Source organism: Promicromonospora sp. MEB111 (assembly GCF_030209445.1).
In the GTDB taxonomy this organism is placed as follows: domain Bacteria; phylum Actinomycetota; class Actinomycetes; order Actinomycetales; family Cellulomonadaceae; genus Promicromonospora.
The window spans coordinates 277,523-296,275 of record NZ_JARVSD010000018.1 but is presented as its reverse complement, the minus strand read 5'-3'; the positions used below and the strand labels follow the sequence as shown (position 1 = coordinate 296,275).

Sequence of the window (18,753 nt, the reverse complement as noted above, 5' to 3'; positions counted from 1 at the left end):
GTGCTCTTCGGTGTGGGCGTGCTCTTCGGTGTGGGCGTGCTCTTCGGTGTGGGCGCCCTCGTGCGACATGTGGTCGTGGTGCGCGTGCTCGTCGGGCACGGCCGGGGCGGGTGCTACTGGCTGCGCGGTGGAGTGCTGGTGTGGCTCGTTCATGGGTCGCTCCTGGGTTGAGCAGTGCATGCCCGATGGGGCTGCGTACTCCATATATACCCCTAGGGGGTATCTCCGTCAACCGGGCGAGCTACATCGAAGGCCACCGACGCCCCGCTGGGGGCGCATGCGAATTCGGGGTGTGTTGCTCTGCGTCGACATCGTCCACACAGAGCAACACACCCCGAGTTCGAACAGTCACCCGGAGCGGTTCTCGACCACCTCGCCCCAGGCTCAGCCTCAGGTTGAGGTTGAAAGTTCGCCCGGACTCGGCCTCAGGTCGAGGTTGAGAGTCCGGACCGGCAGCGCCGGGACGCGCCTAGACGTCCACGTGGGAGCCGAGCAGCACCGTGCGGTCGCGGGGCAGGTTGAAGTGCTCGGCGGCGTCCGCCGTGATGTACGACGTCGCGATGAACAGCCGCTTGCGCCAGGCCGGCATCCCCGGCTCCTTGCCGAGCCGGAGCTGGATGCGGGACAGGAAGTACGTCGCGTTGTCCAGGTCGAGCCGGCCCTCGGTGTCCTCCGGCCCGAGCTGGGCCAGCGCCGCGGGCACGTCCGGCCGCTCGTCGTACCCGAACCGCACGGTGAGGTGCGTGATGCCGTCCCGGCCCTCGCCGAGGTGCTCGACGACGACGCGCTCCTCGTCGGTCAGGCGCGGCACGATGGCGACGTCGACCGCCACGACCGCCACCTGCTCGTGGCGCACGTGGTTGTGCTCGACGTTCGCGCGCAGCGCGAGCGGCGCCGTCTCGCTCCCGCGGTTGAGGAAGATGGCCGTGCCGCTGACCACCTGCACCGGCGCCCTGCGGGTCCGCAGCTCGTCCACGAAGGCGCGCAGCGACCCCTCCATGGCCTCGCGCTTGGCGGTGACGACCTCGCGCCCGCGCTGCCAGGTGGTCATGACGGTGAACGCGGTCACCGCGATGACGAGGGGCAGCCACGCGCCGTGCACGAGCTTGGTCAGGTTCGCCGCGAGGAACAGCAGGTCGATCGTCAGCAGCACGGCGGCCATCGACGCCAGCACCCACTTGGGCACGTTCCACGTCTTCCAGGCCACGTAGAAGAAGAGGGTGGTCGTGATCGTGATGGTGCCGGTCACGGCCATGCCGAAGGCGTAGGCCAGCGAGGCCGAGTTGCGGAACGCGAAGACCAGCGTGAGCACCGAGACCATGAGCAGCCAGTTGATCCACGGCACGTAGATCTGGCCGCGCTCGGACCGGGAGGTGTGCAGGATCCGCAGCCGGGGCAGGTAGCCGAGCTGCGCGGCCTGGGCCGTCACCGAGAACGCGCCGGTGATGACGGCCTGGGACGCGATGACGGTCGCGGCGGTGGCCAGGACCACCATCGGGATCAGCGCCCAGTCCGGCGTCAGCAGGAAGAACGGGGCCGACAGGTTGGCACGGTCCTGGAGGATCAGCGCGCCCTGGCCCATGTAGCTCAGGGTGCACGCCGGGAGCACCAGGAAGATCCACCCGACCGAGATCGGCCGGCGGCCGAAGTGGCCCATGTCGGCGTACAGGGCCTCGGCGCCCGTCACGGACAGCACGATCGCGGCGAGCGCGAAGAACGCCAGGTCGAACCGGCCGGCCAGGAAACCGAGCGCGTACGTCGGCGAGAGCGCCTTGAGGATGCCGGGCTCGCTGGCCACGCCCCAGATGCCGCACGCGCCGATCGCGACGAACCACGTGATCATCACGGGGCCGAACAGCCGGCCGACGGCCGCGGTACCGAACTTCTGCGCGGCGAAGAGGATCACGATGATCACGGCGGTGACCGGGACGATCCAGCCCTCGAACTCGGGGTTGATGATCTTGAGGCCCTCGACCGCCGAGAGCACGGAGATGGCCGGCGTGATCATGCTGTCCCCGAGGAACAGCGCGGCGCCGAACAGGCCGAGCCCGGCCAGCGTGAGGGTGGTCCGCGTCGACCCGTTCCTCGCCCACCGGCGCAGCAGCGTGATCAGGGCCATGATGCCGCCCTCGCCGTCGTTGTCGACCCGCATCGCCAGCAGCACGTACGTGATGGTGACGATGAGCATCACCGACCAGAAGATCAGCGAGACGACGCCGTAGACGTTCTCCGTGGTGGCCGGCACCGGGTGCGGGTCCGCCGGGTTGAAGACCGTCTGGAGGGTGTAGATCGGGCTGGTGCCGATGTCGCCGAACACGACGCCGAGGGCGCCGACCACGACGGCGAGCCGCAGGGCCTCCGCGGGTCGCGGGACCAGGCCGGGCGGGCGGATTGCAGTAGTCACCTGTGGAACCTAAGGCGCAACACGCGTGCGACGCGCGGCATTGACGGTTTCTTAACACCCGGACCGGTCCCGCACGAACCGGTGGGAGGCGTGCCGCTCACCGGCTTCTGACGACGAGTGCGACGTTGTGCCCTCCGAACCCGAAGGAGTTCACCAACGCGACGCCCATGTCGGCTCCGCGCACGGTGGTGACGATGTCGTGCGGGATCTCCGGATCGACGGTCTCGGTGTTCACGGTGGGCGGGATGACCTGATGGCGGAGAGCCTGCAGCGCGGCGAACGTCCCGGCCGCTCCGGCTGCCCCGAGCATGTGTCCCGTCATGGACTTCGTGGCGGTGACCGGCGCCGCGATCCCGGCGGCGGTCAGCGCATCGGACTCGTTCCGGTCGCCCGCGGGAGTCGAGGTGGCGTGTGCGTGGACCAGCCCGACGTCGGCCGGCTCGGCCTCGGCGTCGCGCAACGCACGAGTGATGGTCCGGGCCTGGTTCGCGGGGTCGGCGTTGACGATGTCCCTGCCGTCGGACGTCACGGCGGTGCCGTCGATGTAGCCGTGGACGGCCGCGCCACGCGCTCGGGCATGGTCCTCACGCTCGAGCACGAGCACGACTGCCCCCTCGGCGAGGACGAAGCCGTCACGGTCCTGGTCGAAGGGGCGTGACGCGGAGGCCGGGTCCGGGTTGGTCGACAGGGCTCGCATCTGGGCGAACCCGGTCAGGGACAGCGGCGTCACACCTGCGTCCGCGCCTCCGGCGACGACGACGTCCGCCGTGCCCGAGCGGATGAGGTTGACGCCGGTCGCGAGCGCCTCGGCACCTGCCGCGCACGCCGTGGTCGGTGCGTGCGCACCGGCACGCGCCCCGAGCTCGATGGACAGCCATGCCGCGGGCCCGTTCGGGAGCAGCATCGTCACCAGGTGAGGTGACACCTGCCGCGCACCCTTCGTCACCCTGATGTGCTCGTTCGCCACGATCGATCCGATGCCGCCGTACGCGGTACCGATGGCCGTCGCCAGCCGGTCGGGGTCGACCGCCGGCCGGCCGGCCATCGCCCATGCCTCGCGGCCCGCGAGCAGCGTGAACTGCTCTGCCCGGTCGAGCCTGCGCCGTTCCCGGACCGGCAGCGCCTCGACGTAGGCGGGATCCACCATGCCGGCGATCCTGACGGGGGCGTTGTCGGCGATCTCGGCACCGATCTGCCGGATCCCCGATCGTCCGGCTCGTAGTGCCGACCAGGTCGGCTCGGCCCCGAGACCGAGTGGCGTCAGGGCACCGAACCCGGTCACCGCGACCCGGGTCATCCTCGTCGTCCCGCCGTGAGCTCAGGGCCGGCGGTCCTTCTGTTCGCGCTGTCAGGTGACACGACTTCCTCCCAAGGAACGTCTGGAGCTCCGGGCGGACTGCAGTTGGCGCGGGTCATCAGGTCATTCGTCAACCGATCCCGCGCGCCGCCCGGATGTGCCGAGCAGGCCGAGCTCGTGGGCGCGGGCGAGCGCCGCGGCCCGACGTGGCGGATCTCCTCGCTGGTCAGGGTCCACTGGCAATCGAGTGAGGTCACTCCTTGATCCTGCATGCCGCACCAGCGGTACACGCGGCTGGTAAACGTTAATAAGTTACCAATGTTCGGTAAAGTACCGCACAGATCCCCAGGAGAACACCCCTCCCCGGTCCGAGGAGGACACCCTCGTGCCAGGCCGCCGGTTCGCGGCCGGCGTCGGCACGCCCGCCGGCACGGCGGGTGCGGTCCGGGACCAGCGCTCCGATCGCCCGGGCCGCTCGTAGATCCGCAGGAGCTGCTCGCGCACGTCCGGGGCGAACTCGGCCTGCGCGTAGGCCTGCACGCTCGCCACCAGCACGGCGCGCTGCGCCGGCGCCGCGGCGAGAAGCGCCCTTCTGCGCGCGGGTGCAGGTCCGCGTCACCGCTCGTTCGGGATCAGCCGCCAGGCGACGACGGCGGCCACCGCGACCAGCACCGCCGCCACCACGCAGGTGGTCTGCAGCGACGCGACGAACGCCTCCCGCACCGCGTCCAGCACGGCGGCCTCCAGGCCGGCCGCCTGCTCGCTCGCCACGCTGACCGCCGCGGCGAGCGAGTCGCCGGCCTGGGCCGCGGCGTCGGGCGACAGGCCCGCGGGCAGGGTGACCCGGCCCTGGTAGCCCAGGGTGACGAGCGAGCCGAGCACGGCGACACCCAGCGCGACGCCGAGCTCGTACGCCGTCTCGGAGATCGCCGAGGCGCCGCCCGCCTTGGCCGGCGGGACGGCGGAGACCACGGCATCCGTGGTCAGCGTCATCGCCAGCCCCACGCCGAGGCCGGCCGGGACCAGGGCGAGCGCGAGCCACGCGTAGTGGTCGGCGCCCTCCGCCACGGCGATGGCGACCATGCCCAGCGCGGTGACCGCCAGCCCGAGCGCGATGGCGCGGCCCCGGCCGAACTTCCGGAGCGACCAGCCCACCACGACCACCACCGCGATGGACGCGAGGGTGGCGGGCAGCTCCGCGACGCCCGCGACCAGCGGGGAGAACCCGCGCACGAGCTGGAGGTACTGCGAGAAGAAGAACAGCATGCCGGTCAGCGCGAAGATCGCGATGAGGTTGGCCGCCACCGCGCCGCTGAACGCCGGGACCCTGAACAGGCCGACGTCGAGCAGCGGGCCGCGGCCGTCCGCCGCGAGCCGGTTCTGGCGCCGCACGAACCAGACGCCGGAGGCCACCGCGAGCGCCAGCACGCCGGTCGCGAGCGCGTCGACGCCCTCGGACGCGGCATGCTTGATGGCCCAGACCAGCGGCATCACCGCGGCGAACGACAGGAGCACGGACAGCAGGTCGAGGCGGCCGGGGTTCGGGTCCTTCGCCTCGGGCAGCAGCACGGCGCCGGCGACCACCAGGACCAGCACGACCGGCACGTTGACGAGGAAGACCGCGCCCCACCAGAAGTGCTCCAGCAGCAGCCCGCCGACCAGCGGCCCGACGGCGGCCCCGCCGCCCGCCGCGGCGGACCACACGGCGATGGCGCGGCTGCGCTCGGCGGCGTCGGGGAACAGCGTGCGGATGAGGGAGAGCGTCGAGGGCATGATCGTGGCGCCGGCCACGCCGAGCAGCAGGCGGGCGGCGATGAGGGTCTCCGCGTCGGGCGCGAAGGCGGCCAGCGCCGAGGCCACGCCGAACGCCGTCGCGCCGATCAGCAGGAGTCGCTTGCGACCGATCCGGTCGGCCAGGGTGCCCATGGTGACCAGCAGCCCGGCGATGGCCAGCGAGTAGATGTCGCCGATCCACAGGACCTGGGTGGCGGTGGGCGCGAGGTCGCGGGTGAGCGACGGGACGGCCAGGTAGAGCACGGTGCCGTCGATCGCCAGCAGCCCGACCGCCAGCACGAGGACGGCGAGCGCGGCCCACCGGCGGCGCACGGAGAGGAGGGGAGCAAGAGCCGTCACCCGCGTAACTGTACCGTCTAGCCGGTACAGTTTTCTAGGACGGTGCCTGTGACGCGGCCTATAGTGCGTGCCGGGCAGTGCGTCGGACACGAGGGGTGGCCATGGGCAGGACGGCGGGCAGGAGCCCGGAGCAGACGCGCGCGGCGATCCTGGACGCGGCGAGCCGGCTGGTCCGCGAGCGCGGGGTGTCGGCCAGCCTCGACGACGTCGCGCGCCGGGCGGGCGTGTCCAAGGGCGGTTTGCTGTACCACTTCGCGAACAAGCACGACCTGCACCTCGCGCTGGCGGCCGACTGGCTGGAGCGGTTCCGGTCGGCGGTGCTCGCCGCGATCCCGGCCGACGACGCCGCCCCCGGCCGCCTCACGCGCGCCTACGTGCGCGTCTCGATCGACGGCGCCCTGGACGCCGCCGCCTCGCGCGACGCGCTGGTGGTGATCGCGCACCTGTCGAGCGTGGACGCCGTCATCGACCTGGCCCGGGCCGACGCGCGCCGCTGGCAGGACGACCTGCGGGCCGACGGCCTGCCCGAGGACGTCCTGTCGCTCGTGGTGGCGGCGGCGGACGGCGCCAGCGCGCAGCCCGCCTGGGGCGGCGAGCCGACGCCGGAGGAGCTGGCCCGCCTGCGTGAGCGGCTGCTGGCGCTGACGGTGCTGGACGGCTGACGCCGTCAGGCCGCGCGGGCAGCAGACCGCCGCGCCGTCAGACCGCCTCGCTCCCCCGGTCGAACCGGGCGCGGCTCTCCCTCAGCTGCTGCCCGTGGTCCTGCGCCCAGTCCACGAAGCCGTGCGCCAGGTCCATGAGCTTCCAGCCGAGCGGGGTCAGCTCGTACTCGACGCGGGGCGGCACCTCGGCGTAGGCGGTGCGGGTCACCATCCCGTCCCGCAGAAGGCCCCGGAGGGTCTTGCTGAGCATCCGGTGCGAGACCCCGGACACGACCGCCTGGATGGCGGAGAAGCGCTGCGGGCCGTCGGAGAGGGACGCCACGACCAGCAGCGTCCACCGGTCGGCCACCTGGCCCATGAGGTCCCGGGTCAGCTCGTGCGTCTCGCTGTCGCACGGCGAGTCGGAGCCCCCGGGCATCCTCGCCGCCAGGCTGTCCAGACGCGTGTCACGCGAGATCCGCACCATGCCGCATTGCTTCCTCTCCGGTTACCGACGAACTGCAAAGTGCGTATTTGAAAGCTGGATTACCCGCGTCTCCGCACTGTTGTGTCACGTGGACCAACCACCCCGGCCCCGTGTTCGTTCCCGCGCCCGGGCGGGTCCACCGACAGCACTCACGGAAGCGAAGGACGAGCAATGCTCAAGATCGGAATCATCCTCGGCAGCACCCGCCCCGGCAGGAACGGCGAGGCCGTGGCCAAGTGGGTCTACGAGATCGCGTCGCAGCGCACGGACGCCGAGTTCGAGCTCGTCGACCTGGCGGACTACCCCCTGCCCCACCTCGACGAGCCCATGTCCCCGGCCATGGGCCAGTACGCCCACGACCACACCAAGGAGTGGGCCGCCAAGGTGGCCGAGTTCGACGGCTACGTGTTCGTGACGCCGGAGTACAACCACTCCACCTCGGGCGTGCTCAAGAACGCCCTCGACTTCGTCTACGGCGAGTGGAACAACAAGGCGGCCGGCATCGTCTCCTACGGCGGCGTGGGCGGCGCTCGCGCCGCGGAGCACCTCCGCCTCATCCTCGCGGAGCTGCAGGTCGCGACGGTGCGCCAGCAGGTGGCGCTGTCGCTGATCACCGAGTTCGAGAACTACTCGGTGTTCAAGCCGGGCGAGCACCTGACCCCGGCCCTGGACACGCTGCTGGACCAGACGGTCGCCTGGTCGGGCGCCCTTGAGCCGCTGCACGCCTGACCCGAGCCCCACCCACCTCGTTGAGTGCGGGATATTCGCCCTTCTGAGCAGGGCAGAAGGGCGAATATCCCGCACTCAACGAGGGGTCAGCGGCGGAAGGTGCGCAGCCGCAGGCTGTTGCCCACCACGAAGACGCTGGAGAACGCCATCGCGGCGCCGGCCAGCATGGGGTTGAGCAGGCCGAGGGCCGCCAGCGGGATCGCGGCGACGTTGTACCCGAACGCCCAGAACAGGTTGGTCCGGATGGTGCCGAGCGTCCGGCGCGACAGCCGGATCGCGTCGGCGGCAGAGGTGAGGTCGCCGCGCACGAGCGTGATGTCCGCTGCCTCGATGGCGGCGTCCGTACCCGTGCCCATCGCCAGGCCCAGGTCGGCCTGCGCCAGCGCGGGGGCGTCGTTCACGCCGTCCCCGACCATCGCCACGATCCTGCCCTCGGCCTGCAGCTTCGCCACGATGTCGGCCTTGTCCTGCGGCATGACCTCGGCGATCACCTCGGTGATCCCCACCGCGGCGGCGACCTGCTCGGCCACCGCCCGGTTGTCACCGGTGAGCAGCACGGGCGTGAGCCCGAGCGCCACGAGCTGCCCGACGGCGTCGGCGCTGGTGGGCTTCACCTGGTCGGCCACGACGAGGATGCCGCGTGCCTTCCCGTCCCAGCCGACGGCGACCACGGTCCTGCCCTCGCCCTCCGCGCGGGCCTTGGCCCGCGCCAGGTCCTCCGGCAGGTACTGCGACCAGTCGGCGAGCAGGCTCTCGCGCCCGACGACGACGGCGTGCCCGTCGACGACACCCTGCACGCCCTTGCCCTGGACGCTCTCGAACGACTCCGGGACCGGCAGGTCACCCACCTCCTGGGTGGCGCCCTTGGCGACGGCCTGCGCCACGGGGTGCTCGGAGGCGTCCTCCAGGGCGCCCGCGAGCCGCAGCAGCTCCTCGCGCGAGGTGCCGTCGGCGGGGACCGCCTCCTGGAGCGTCATCCGGCCGGTGGTGACGGTGCCGGTCTTGTCGAGCACCACGGTGTCCACCTTGCGCGTGGACTCCAGCACCTCCGGCCCCTTGATGAGGATGCCGAGCTGGGCCCCGCGGCCGGTACCCACCAGCAGCGCGGTGGGCGTGGCCAGCCCGAGGGCGCAGGGGCACGCGATGATCAGCACCGCGACGGCGGCGGTCAGCCCGGCCGCGGCCGGGAACCCGGCGCCGAACCAGAAGCCCAGGGTCGCCACCGCGATCGCGATGACCACCGGGACGAAGATCCCGGAGACCCGGTCGGCCAGACGCTGGATCTCCGCCTTGCCGGACTGCGCGTCCTCGACCAGACGCGCGATCCGCGCGAGCTGGGTGCCCGACCCGACCTCCGTGGCCCGCACGACCAGGCGGCCACCCGAGTTCACGGTCGCCCCCGCCACGGTGTCGCCGACGCCGACCTCGACCGGGACGGACTCCCCCGTGAGCAGCGACGCGTCGATCGCGGACGAGCCGGCGACGACCACGCCGTCGGTGGCGACCTTCTCCCCCGGCCGCACCACGAACTCGTCGCCCACGCCCAGGCTCTCGACCGGCACGCGCGCCTCGACCCCGTCGCGCAGCACCGCGACGTCCTTCGCACCCAGCTCCAGCAGCGCGCGCAGCGCGGCGCCCGCCCGGCGCTTGGACCGCTTCTCGAAGTAGCGCCCGGCCAGCACGAACATCGTGACGCCGGTGGCCACCTCGAGGTAGATGTTGGCGGCGCCGTCGGACGGCGCGACCGTCAGCTCGAACCCGTGCGTCATGCCGGGCTCGCCTGCCGTGCCGAGGAAGAGCGCGTACAGGGACCAGCCGAACCCGGCCAGCACGCCCAGCGAGACGAGGGTGTCCATGGTGGCTGCGCCGTGCCGCAGGTTGGTCCACGCCGCCCGGTGGAACGGCCAGGCCCCCCACAGCGCGACGGGGGCCGCGAGCACGAGCGACGCCCACTGCCAGTAGGTGAACTGCCAGGCCGGGACCATCGCGAGCGCGATCACCGGGACGGTGAGCACCACCGTGGTGATCAGCCGGTCGCGCAGCGCGGACAGCTCGCGGTCCTGCGCGCCGGCCGCGCCGTCGTCGTCCGCCGCCACCTCGGGAGGCGCGGGCAGGACGGCGGTGTAGCCGGTCTTCTCGACCTCGGCCACCAGCGCGCCGAGGTCGTACCCGGCGGGCGCGGTGACCTTCGCCTTCTCGGTGGCGTAGTTGACGCTCGCGGTCACGCCGTCGAGGCGGTTGAGCTTCTTCTCGATCCGCATGGCGCACGACGCGCAGGTCATACCCCCGATCTCCAGGTCGACCGTGGTCGTCGGCTCGTCCGTGCGGGACGTGGTGCCGGACATCAGCCCCTCCCCTCCGTGTCCAGGACGAAGCGCGCGGTGTGCACGTCCCCGTCCACCTTGAAGTCCAGGTACAGCAGGTAGCGGCCCGGGGTGGGCGCCTCGGTCCGGAACGTGACGTCCGGCCCGGACACCGCTCCCGGCTCGGGCTCGTGGCCCTCGGGGTGCACGTGCAGGTAGGCCAGGTCGCCCGCGCGCAGGGCGACGAGGTGCCCGAAGGCGCCGAGATACGGCTCCAGGTCCGTGACCGGCTCGCCGTCGCGCGTGACGGTCGCCGTCAGCGTCGACTCCCCGCTCGCGCTCAGGTCCCCCGTGAGAGTCGCGGTGTACCCGTCGGTCGTGTCGGACGCCGACACCGCCGTGGCCGGCCGCGCGTCGAACCGGCCCGCGACATCGACCGTCCGGCCCAGCGTCAGGTTCTCGCCGGTCGCCTCGGGGACGAAGTCCGCGAGCACGCGGTAGGTGCCCGCCTCGTCCCAGGTCCACGGCATCGACCAGACGCCGTCCGGCGACATCGTCGGGTGCACGTGCCGGAACCGCTCGCCGTCGGACCGCACCACGACCAGGTGCAGCTCCTTGTCGTGCTCCGTGGCGAACTCGGTCACCGCGGCGCCGTCGGCCTGCATGATCACGAACGAGAGCGTGCCCCGCTCGCCCACCTCGTCCGGGACCGTCACCGGGCTCAGGAGCAGGCCGTCCTGCTCCAGCGACAGCCCGCGCACCGGCGCCGGGCCGGCACCGTCGGGCCCGTGGGCGCCGGCCGGCGCCTCGCCGCCCGTGTCACCGTGTCCCGCGTCGCCGCCGGTCATCTCCATGCCGTCCGGACCGTCGGCCCCGGCCGCCGCCGACCAGGCGACGACCGAGGCCTCCGGGACGACCGCGCCCGCGACGGCGAAGGACGCGGCGAACAGCGCCGCGAGCCCCCCGCCGTACAGGCCCAGCCGCTGGGGCGCGTTCATGAGAGACGCGCCGCCTCGTATCCCGCCTCGTCCACGGCGGCCAGGACCGCGGCCTCGTCCAGCGCCGCGGCGCTGCGGACCACGAGCCGGCCGGTCGCCGCGCTCACGTCGACCTGCTCCACCCCCGGGAGGCGGCTCACCTCGCCGCGCACCGACATCTCGCAGTGGCCGCAGGTCATCCCCGTCACCTGGTACTCGCTCGTCGTCATCGTCTCGCCTCTCGGTGTTGATACCTTGCTACCCCTAGGGGGTAACCGTATGTCGCTCACCATATACCCCTGAGGGGTATCGCGCGCAACGTCGCGCACGCCAGAAAAGTGCTGCGCCGGCCCCGCCGCCCCTGGCAGGGTGGCGCGATGGACGCCACCGGGAACGAGACACGGGCCGCCTGGGCCGTCGCATCGCGCAAGTACGAGGACGAGTACGCCGAGCACCTCGCCCTGGCCCGCACCGCGGAGCTCCTGCCCGCCGAGGTCGACGCCCTCGGCGATCTCGTCGCCGGCGCCGACGTGGTGCACCCGATGAGCGGCCACGGGCTCGACGACATCGCGCTCGCACGCCTGGGGGCGCGCTCCGTGCACGGCCTCGACTACAGCGAGGCCGCCGTCTCCAGCGCGCGGCGCCGCGCGGACGAGCTCGGCCTGCCGTGCCGGTACACCCGGGCGACCCTGCCCGCGAGCGGGCTGGAGGCGGCGTGCGCCGACCTGGTCTACACCGGCAAGGGCGCCCTGATCTGGCTCGCCGACCTGGGCGCGTTCTTCGCGGAGGCGCACCGCCTGCTGCGGCCGGGCGGCCGGCTGTACGTGTACGAGGCGCACCCCTTGGTGCCGCTGTGGGACTGGGACCCCGACGAGATCCGGGTGCGCCCCGACCGCGGGTACTTCGCCCCCGCGCACGTCAACGACACCTACCCCGGCAACGGCGCCGTGGAGCGGCAGCACACGCTCGCGGGCATCGTCACGGCCTGCCTGCGGGCGGGGTTCGAGATCGAGGAGCTGCACGAGCACCCCGAGCCGTTCTGGTACCCGGGCGGCGTCACCGCCGCCGCCTGGGACGGGCGCGTGCCCAACACGTTCAGCATGCTCGCGTGCCGGGGCTGAGCCGTTACGGTTCGGGACATGCTGGAGATCATTCCCGTCGCGATATTCGTCGTCCTGCTGCTTCTGTACATCACCGTCAGCGGGCACCTGCGCGAGAGCGGGAAAGCGATCGAACGGGTCGAGCGAAAGCTGGACCTGATCCTCGATCACCTCGATGTCGAATGGCCGACCGCCGACGGGATCTCGCCGGAAGCCCTGGCCGAGATCGACCGGAACATCTGGTCCGACCGCCGGATCGAGGCGATCAAGCTGTACCGGGACGCCACCGGCCTCGGGCTCGTCGAGGCGAAGCAATGGGTCGACCGGCGGGCGGAGCAGGGTCCCGCCGACCGCAGCTCCTGACCGCACCCCTCGGGACCCACGACCGCCGCCCCCTCTCCTGACCTGCGCGGAAACTCGCGCAAAACCTCATTTCGGCGACAATTCACCTCCCCGATCGGTAGGGTTGCCGACGTCACGCCTGTGAGGTGTCCGGGCGGGCCTTTCTTTTTGTGGAGTGATGATCAGGAGGACGCATGAGCTTTGCCTCACGCGTATTTGAGAACCGTCGGTCGGTCGTCTCGGTGGGGGTGGTGGCGCTCTTCGGCGCGGGTCTGGTCGGCTTCGCGCTCCTCTACGACGGTGAGGCCACCGCCGACGTCGACCTGAACGACTCGGGCGTCTGGGTGACCCAGACGGCGAAGGGCAACCTCGGCCGGTTCAACTACGAGGCCAAGACCATCGACGGCGTGCTCGTGGCGGGCGCGGGGAGCTTCGACGTGGAGCAGGACGCCCAGCGCGTGCTCCTGGACCGCACGGGCGACTCGTCCGCGAGCCCGGTGAACCCGGCGCAGCTCGCGTTCGACACCACCATGAACTTCCCCGCCGGCGCACAGGTCGCCTCGGGCGGCGCCACCACCGCGGTGTACGACGGCGACACCGGCCGGGCGTGGGTGCTGCCGTTCGACTCGGCGGCGTTCGATGAGAAGGAGCTCAAGCCCACGGTTGAGGCGGGCCAGGGCGGCAGGCTCGCGGTGGGCAAGGACGGCACCGTGTTCCTGGCCGTGCCGGCCGACGGCAAGCTCTACTCGATCCCCACCGGCTCGCAGGGCGTCGCCGAGGACGTCGACGAGTCGTCGCTCCCCGTGGCCGCCGACGCCACGGTGCTGGTCTCCGCGGTGGGCGACGAGCCCGTGGTGCTCGACCAGTCCACCGGCAATCTCGTGCTGCCGGGCGGCGACACCGTCACGATCGAGGAGGGTTCGCAGAGCGTGCTGCAACAGCCCTCCGACGAGGCGGAGAACGTGGTGCTGGCCACCCCGGAGGCGCTGGTGACGGTGCCGGTCGGCGGCGGGAAGCCGACCACGTTCGGCTTCCAGGGCGCGGGCGGCGGCACGCCGTCCGCCCCGGTGCAGCTCGGGGGCTGCCTCTACGGGGCGTGGGCCGGCGGCCAGGTGCTCCGGGACTGCGAGGGCTCGGACAACGACGTCAACGAGGTGCTCGAGGGCGTGAGCGCCGGGATGAACCTGGTCTACCGGGTCAACCGGAACGTCATCGTGCTCAACGACATGGCGGGCGGGCTGCTGTGGATGGCCGCCGAGAAGTTCGAGGTGGTCGACACCTGGAAGCTCACGATCCCGAAGGACGGCAAGGGCGACAAGACCGAGACCGAGGAGGCCACACCGGAGCAGGTCGACCAGGCCGTTGCCGACCGCAGCAAGCCCAACCGCGCGCCCGAGGCGGTGGACGACACGTTCGGCGTGCGGCCCGGCCGCACCACGGTGCTCAACGTGCTGGGCAACGACTCGGACCAGGACGGCGACGTGATGGTGGCGTCGGTCAAGGGTGAGGTCGAGGGCGACATCGCGGTGGACCGCGTGCTCGACGGCACCGCGCTGCAGGCGAACGTGCCCGACGGCGCGGCCGGGACCACCAGCTTCACGTACGAGGTGAACGACGGCCGGGGCGGCACCGACGAGGGCTCCGTGGACGTCAAGGTGGTGCCGCCGGAGGAGAACAACGCGCCCGAGCAGCCGGGCAAGCCGGTACTGGTGGTGGGCCAGGGCGGCCTGGGCACCATCAAGGTGCTGCCCTACTTCAAGGACCCCGACGGCGACGACATGTTCCTGTCGAGCGCGAGCACGGCCGACCCCCTGGACGAGGTGCGGTTCCGGCCGGACGGCACCGTCGAGTTCCGGGACGGCGGCACCGTGACGGGCAACAAGATCGTCGACGTCCTGGTGTCGGACGCCATGGGCCAGTCCTTCCCCGGCACGCTGATCGTCAACGTGGTCGCCACCAACGTGCCGCCGGTCGCGGTGCAGGACCACGTGGCCGTGCTGGCCGGCGAGCCGGTGACGGTGGACCCGGTGGCCAACGACTTCGACCCCAACGGCGACGACTTCCGGCTGATCCGGGTCGACGACAAGCAGGGCGCGACGATCACGACCAACGCGACGGCCGAGACGTTCAAGTTCGAGTCGGACACGCCCGGCGCGTACGACGTGACCTACCACATCAGCGACGGCCCCGAACCGACGATGGGCCTGGTGCGCGTGGACGTGCTGGAGCCGCCGGACGAGACCGGCGCACCGGTCGCGGTCTCGGACCAGGTGCTGCTGCCGGCCGGTGGCACGGCACTGGTCGACGTGCTCGCCAACGACACCGACCCCGCGGGCGGCGTGCTCGTGGTGCAGGGCGTCAGCGTGCCCGGCGACGCGCCGGTGACCGTGTCGGTGCTCAACCACCAGATCCTGAAGGTCTCGGAGGTCAAGCGCCTGGAAGGTCCCGTGACCCTGAGCTACAAGGTGGCCAACGGCACGAGCACGGCCACCGGCCAGGTGCGTGTGGTGCCGATCCCGGCGCCGGCCCAGCTGCGCCCGCCGGAGGCGGGTCCGGACGAGGCGACCGTGCACGTGGGTGACGTGGTGACGATCCCGGTGCTGAAGAACGACACGCACCCGGACGGCCTTGATCTGACGCTCACGGACAAGCTGCAGGAGTCGCCGCCGGACTCGGCAGGCGAGGCGTTCGTCTCGGAGGACACGGTGCGGTTCCGGGCCGGCCAGGAGGCCGGGACGTACCACGCGGTCTACGAGGTGAGGGACGCCAACGGGCAGAAGGACTCCGCCCAGGTCACGATCAACGTGCTCGACGCACCCGAGAACTCCGCCCCGCAGCTGCCCGACATCGAGGCCCGCGTGCTCAGCGAGGGCATCGTCCGCATCCCGCTGCCGCTGGACGGCACGGACCCCGACGGTGACTACGTCTCCCTGAGCTCGATCTCCGCGGCGCCGTCGCAGGGCACGGCCACCATCGTGGACGGGTTCATCGACTACACGGCCGCGGCGGGATCGGCGGGCCTGGACACCTTCACCTACCAGGTCACCGACACGCGCGGCGCCCCCGCCGAGGGCGTCGTGCGGGTCGGCATCGCGATGGCTCCGGCGTCCAACCAGGACCCGCAGGCGGTCGACGACGTGACGACGGTGCGGCCCGGCCGGACCGTCGCGGTCGCGGCCCTGGACAACGACTCGGACCCCGACGGCAACCAGATCGGGCTGGTGGGCAACGGCTTCGAGGGCACGGGCGACCTGGAGCCCAAGGCGGTGGACGACGACGTCGTGGTCACCGCACCCGACAAGGAGGGCCCCTACTCCTTCTACTACGGCATCCAGGACACCTACAAGGCGCGGGCCAGCGGCGCCATCACGGTGAACGTGGACGCCAACGCGCCGCTGCTGCGTCCCGTCGCCCACGACGACGTCGTGACGGTCGACGACGTGGAGGGTTCGAGCAGCGTCACGCTCGACGTGCTGGCCAACGACGTGGACCCGGACGGCGTGGCCGCGGACCTCGAGGTCGCCGTGGACGCGGACCTGGAGGGCGTGACCGTCACCGAGTCCGGCGCCGTCAGGGTGGAGCTGACGCAGGACGCCCAGGTCATCACCTACACCGTGACCGACGTCGACGGCCAGGGGGCCAAGGCGTTCGTCCGCGTGCCGGGCGACCAGGCACGGCCGCACGTCAAGCCGGGCCTGGAGCCGCTCAAGGCGACCAGCGGCGAGCCGCTGACGATCGACATCGCGGACTACGTGGTGGTGCGCGACGGCACCGAGCCGCGGATCACGGAGGACCGGACGGTCAAGGCGCTGGAGGGCACGGTCACGGTCGAGGACCACGACACGATCGTCTACACCTCGACGGCGGACTACGCCGGGGCCGCGTCGGTCAGCTTCGAGGTGACCGACGGCGACGGGCCGGACGACCCCGAGGGCCTGGCGGCGGTACTGACGCTGCCGATCGACGTGACCCCGGCCAAGAACATGCCGCCCAGGATCACCGGGACGCCGGTGCTCAGGGTCGCCCCGGCCGAGACGGCCGAGGTGGACCTGTCGCGGTACGCCAAGGACCCGGACAAGGACCCGCTGACCTTCGAGGTCAAGGGCACCGAGAAGATCATCACGTCCGTGACGGGCACGACCGTGCGGGGCGAGGTCGACGCGTCGGTGCCGAAGGGCACGTTCCAGGAGATCCCCATGATGGTCTCGGACGGCAAGAACCCGCCCGTCGAGGCCGAGCTGACCGTCGAGGTGGTGCCGTCGACCCGGGAGAAGGCGAAGACGACGCCGGACGTGGTGCTCGACGCCCACCAGGGCGAGGCGACCACCATCCCGGTGCTGGCCAACGACACCAACCCGTTCCCGAACAAGCCCCTCGAGGTCGTCGACGCGACGCGCGAGACGGGCCAGGGCGAGGTCTCGCACAACGGCTCCGAGGTGATCGTCACCCCGGGCGCCGACTTCACCGGCGTCATGACCGTGCGCTACCGCGTGCAGGACGCGACCGGTGACCCCGACCGCGAGGTGGACGGCATCGCGAAGCTGACGGTGCTGGGCCGCCCCGAGGCGCCCCGCGCGCCGCGGGTCGAGGAGGTCCGTTCGGAGACGGTGGTGCTGAGCTGGGACCAGCCGAACAACAACGGCGCGGAGATCACCGGGTACACGCTGCGGACGCAGACCGGTCAGGAGCACGCCTGTGCCACGACCACCTGCACGTTCGACGGGCTCAAGAACAACGTGAAGTACCGGTTCACGGTCACCGCGACCAACGAGGTGGCAGACTCCGACCCGTCACCGGCATCGCGCGAGGTCCGCCCGGACGAGAAGCCGGACAAGCCGGAGCCCCCCACGCTCGACTTCGACAACCAGAGCCTGATGGTGAGCTGGAAGAACAAGGCCTACACGGACCGCTCGCCGATCGAGTGCGTCAACCTCGAGATCAGCCCCGCGCCGGCGAACAACGTGACCCAGAAGGCGTGCGTCGAGAACACCTCGGTCAAGTGGTCGGGGCTGGAGAACGGCACGGCGTACACGGTGCGGGTGCAGGCCAAGAACGAGGCGGACAGCCCGTCGGACTGGAGCGACCCCTCCGCGCCGGAGACCCCCGCCGCGCCCCCGGCGCAGCCGGCCGCACCGGCCGCGCAGCGCGTGGACACGGGCGTGGGCGGCCAGATCACCGTGTCGTGGACGGCCCCGGCCAACAACGGCGACGCCGTGAAGCGGTACTACCTGGCCGTGTACAAGGACGGCGCGAAGGTCAACACCATCCCCGCCACGGGTACGTCGGCGCCGGTCCAGAAGCTGAGCACCAGCTCGACCTACACGTTCACGGTCCAGGCCGAGAACAAGGCGGGCAGGTCCAAGGCCAGCCCGCCGTCGAACGCGGTGGTGCCGTACGGCGTGCCGGATGACCCCAGCCGGCCCACGGCGAAGCTCGGGTCGAACACGAGCAACCAGGCGGACGTGAGCTGGACCGCGATCCCGAGCTCGAACTTCCGCGGCAAGAGCCCGCGGTACGAGGTCACGCACAACAACGGCACGGACCACCCCAGCGCGGGCAACACGACGGCGTACACCTACAAGAGCCTGACCAACGGCACGGCGTACGCGTTCCGGGTGCGGGCGTGCAACGCCGACGCCTGCTCGGACTGGTCCACCGCCTCGAACGCGGTGACCCCGTACGGCCCGCCGAAGACCCCGACGATCACGGCGACCGCCGGGATCGGCAAGGTCACCTTCACGTGGGACGCGCGACCGGAGAACGGCCTGCCCACCACCGCGCGGGTGACCGGCGCGATCACCAGCACGGCCAAGAACGGCACCGCGTCCGCCACGGCCAGCGAGGGTCAGACCAAGGACGCCTGCGTCACGGTCACCGACTCCCAGAACCGCACGGCCCGCGCCTGCGCCTCGAAGGCGGCCCTGCAGCCGCGGGCCTGGGTGACCGTGGGCGGCAACAGCGGCGACTGCGCGAGCTGCCGCAACTGGGTGCTGAACTGGTCGGGCTTCGACACGGGCAACCACCAGGCGGCCTGCTGGGCGGGCAACACCCGGCAGTACGACCAGGACAGCCCGACCGTCTGGCACGACATCCACCCGCCGCACGCCACCACCTGGGGCGGCAGCACCACGTACCCGATGAACGGGGCCAGCGGCAACAGGACGCTCTCGTGCTTCATGAGTGCCAAGTACAACGGAGCGGAGGTCGCCTTCATGGTCGACGGGAAGCGGTACCAGGTCTCGAACTGGAACAGCTGACGCCGGCCGTGCACGGCTGACGTCAGTCCTCGCGGGGCGCACGGGTGACCGTGCGCCCCGCGCTGTCGTTCCCGGACCCGTCC

General features: G+C 71.8%; 12 protein-coding genes. 5 read left to right on the top strand and 7 right to left on the bottom strand.

Features of this window, described 5'->3' with window-relative positions; translation table 11 throughout:
• Positions 1-469: 469 nt before the first annotated feature.
• From QRN56_RS22590 to QRN56_RS22580, 3 genes are all read right to left on the bottom strand, one after another.
• Complete coding sequence (locus QRN56_RS22590) at positions 470-2,404, bottom strand: potassium transporter Kup (RefSeq protein ID WP_285107061.1); 1,935 nt, start codon at positions 2,402-2,404, stop codon at positions 470-472.
• 97 nt (positions 2,405-2,501) lie between these two features.
• On the bottom strand, positions 2,502-3,701 hold the full coding sequence (locus QRN56_RS22585) for a beta-ketoacyl-[acyl-carrier-protein] synthase family protein (protein ID WP_285107060.1): 1,200 nt from the start codon (positions 3,699-3,701) through the stop codon (positions 2,502-2,504).
• 615 nt (positions 3,702-4,316) lie between these two features.
• The gene (locus QRN56_RS22580; protein ID WP_285107057.1) at positions 4,317-5,834 is read right to left on the bottom strand and encodes an MFS transporter; all 1,518 of its coding nucleotides are present in this window, start codon (positions 5,832-5,834) and stop codon (positions 4,317-4,319) included.
• A 101-nt stretch (positions 5,835-5,935) separates the two neighbouring features.
• Between QRN56_RS22580 and QRN56_RS22575 the strand changes: the two genes are divergently transcribed.
• Positions 5,936-6,496 (top strand): TetR family transcriptional regulator, encoded by a 561-nt coding sequence (locus QRN56_RS22575; RefSeq protein ID WP_285107056.1) that lies wholly within the window; start codon positions 5,936-5,938, stop codon positions 6,494-6,496.
• Positions 6,497-6,533: 37 nt separating this feature from the next.
• Here QRN56_RS22575 and QRN56_RS22570 read toward each other — a convergent pair whose 3' ends face one another.
• Entirely contained in the window at positions 6,534-6,962 is a 429-nt protein-coding gene (locus QRN56_RS22570; protein WP_285107054.1) for a winged helix-turn-helix transcriptional regulator, read from the bottom strand.
• 171 nt (positions 6,963-7,133) lie between these two features.
• On the opposite strand from QRN56_RS22570, the gene QRN56_RS22565 reads away from it, so the two are divergent.
• The gene (locus QRN56_RS22565; RefSeq protein WP_285107052.1) at positions 7,134-7,691 is read left to right on the top strand and encodes an NADPH-dependent FMN reductase; all 558 of its coding nucleotides are present in this window, start codon (positions 7,134-7,136) and stop codon (positions 7,689-7,691) included.
• A gap of 86 nt (positions 7,692-7,777) precedes the next feature.
• Here QRN56_RS22565 and QRN56_RS22560 read toward each other — a convergent pair whose 3' ends face one another.
• Genes QRN56_RS22560 through QRN56_RS22550 form a run of 3 tightly spaced genes read right to left on the bottom strand, consistent with a single transcriptional unit; the run spans position 7,778 to position 11,201 of the window.
• Complete coding sequence (locus QRN56_RS22560) at positions 7,778-10,036, bottom strand: heavy metal translocating P-type ATPase (protein ID WP_285107050.1); 2,259 nt, start codon at positions 10,034-10,036, stop codon at positions 7,778-7,780.
• A complete protein-coding gene (locus QRN56_RS22555; RefSeq protein WP_285107048.1) occupies positions 10,036-10,992 on the bottom strand; it encodes a DUF8832 domain-containing protein in 957 nt (318 codons plus the stop codon). The genes QRN56_RS22560 and QRN56_RS22555 overlap by 1 nt, the downstream gene beginning before the upstream one ends.
• Positions 10,989-11,201, bottom strand: coding sequence for a heavy-metal-associated domain-containing protein (locus QRN56_RS22550; protein ID WP_285107046.1), 213 nt, complete (start codon positions 11,199-11,201; stop codon positions 10,989-10,991). The genes QRN56_RS22555 and QRN56_RS22550 overlap by 4 nt, the downstream gene beginning before the upstream one ends.
• Positions 11,202-11,348: 147 nt before the next feature.
• Here QRN56_RS22550 and QRN56_RS22545 point away from each other — a divergent pair, with 147 nt between their 5' ends.
• From QRN56_RS22545 to QRN56_RS22535, 3 genes are all read left to right on the top strand, one after another.
• Positions 11,349-12,092 (top strand): class I SAM-dependent methyltransferase, encoded by a 744-nt coding sequence (locus tag QRN56_RS22545; protein WP_285107044.1) that lies wholly within the window; start codon positions 11,349-11,351, stop codon positions 12,090-12,092.
• Between the two features lie 18 nt (positions 12,093-12,110).
• Positions 12,111-12,434 (top strand): ribosomal protein L7/L12, encoded by a 324-nt coding sequence (locus QRN56_RS22540; RefSeq protein WP_285107043.1) that lies wholly within the window; start codon positions 12,111-12,113, stop codon positions 12,432-12,434.
• A gap of 173 nt (positions 12,435-12,607) precedes the next feature.
• Positions 12,608-18,670 carry an Ig-like domain-containing protein gene (locus tag QRN56_RS22535; RefSeq protein WP_285107040.1) on the top strand — a complete coding sequence of 2,021 codons (6,063 nt, stop codon included), beginning with the start codon at positions 12,608-12,610 and terminating at the stop codon, positions 18,668-18,670.
• Positions 18,671-18,753: the final 83 nt, after the last annotated feature.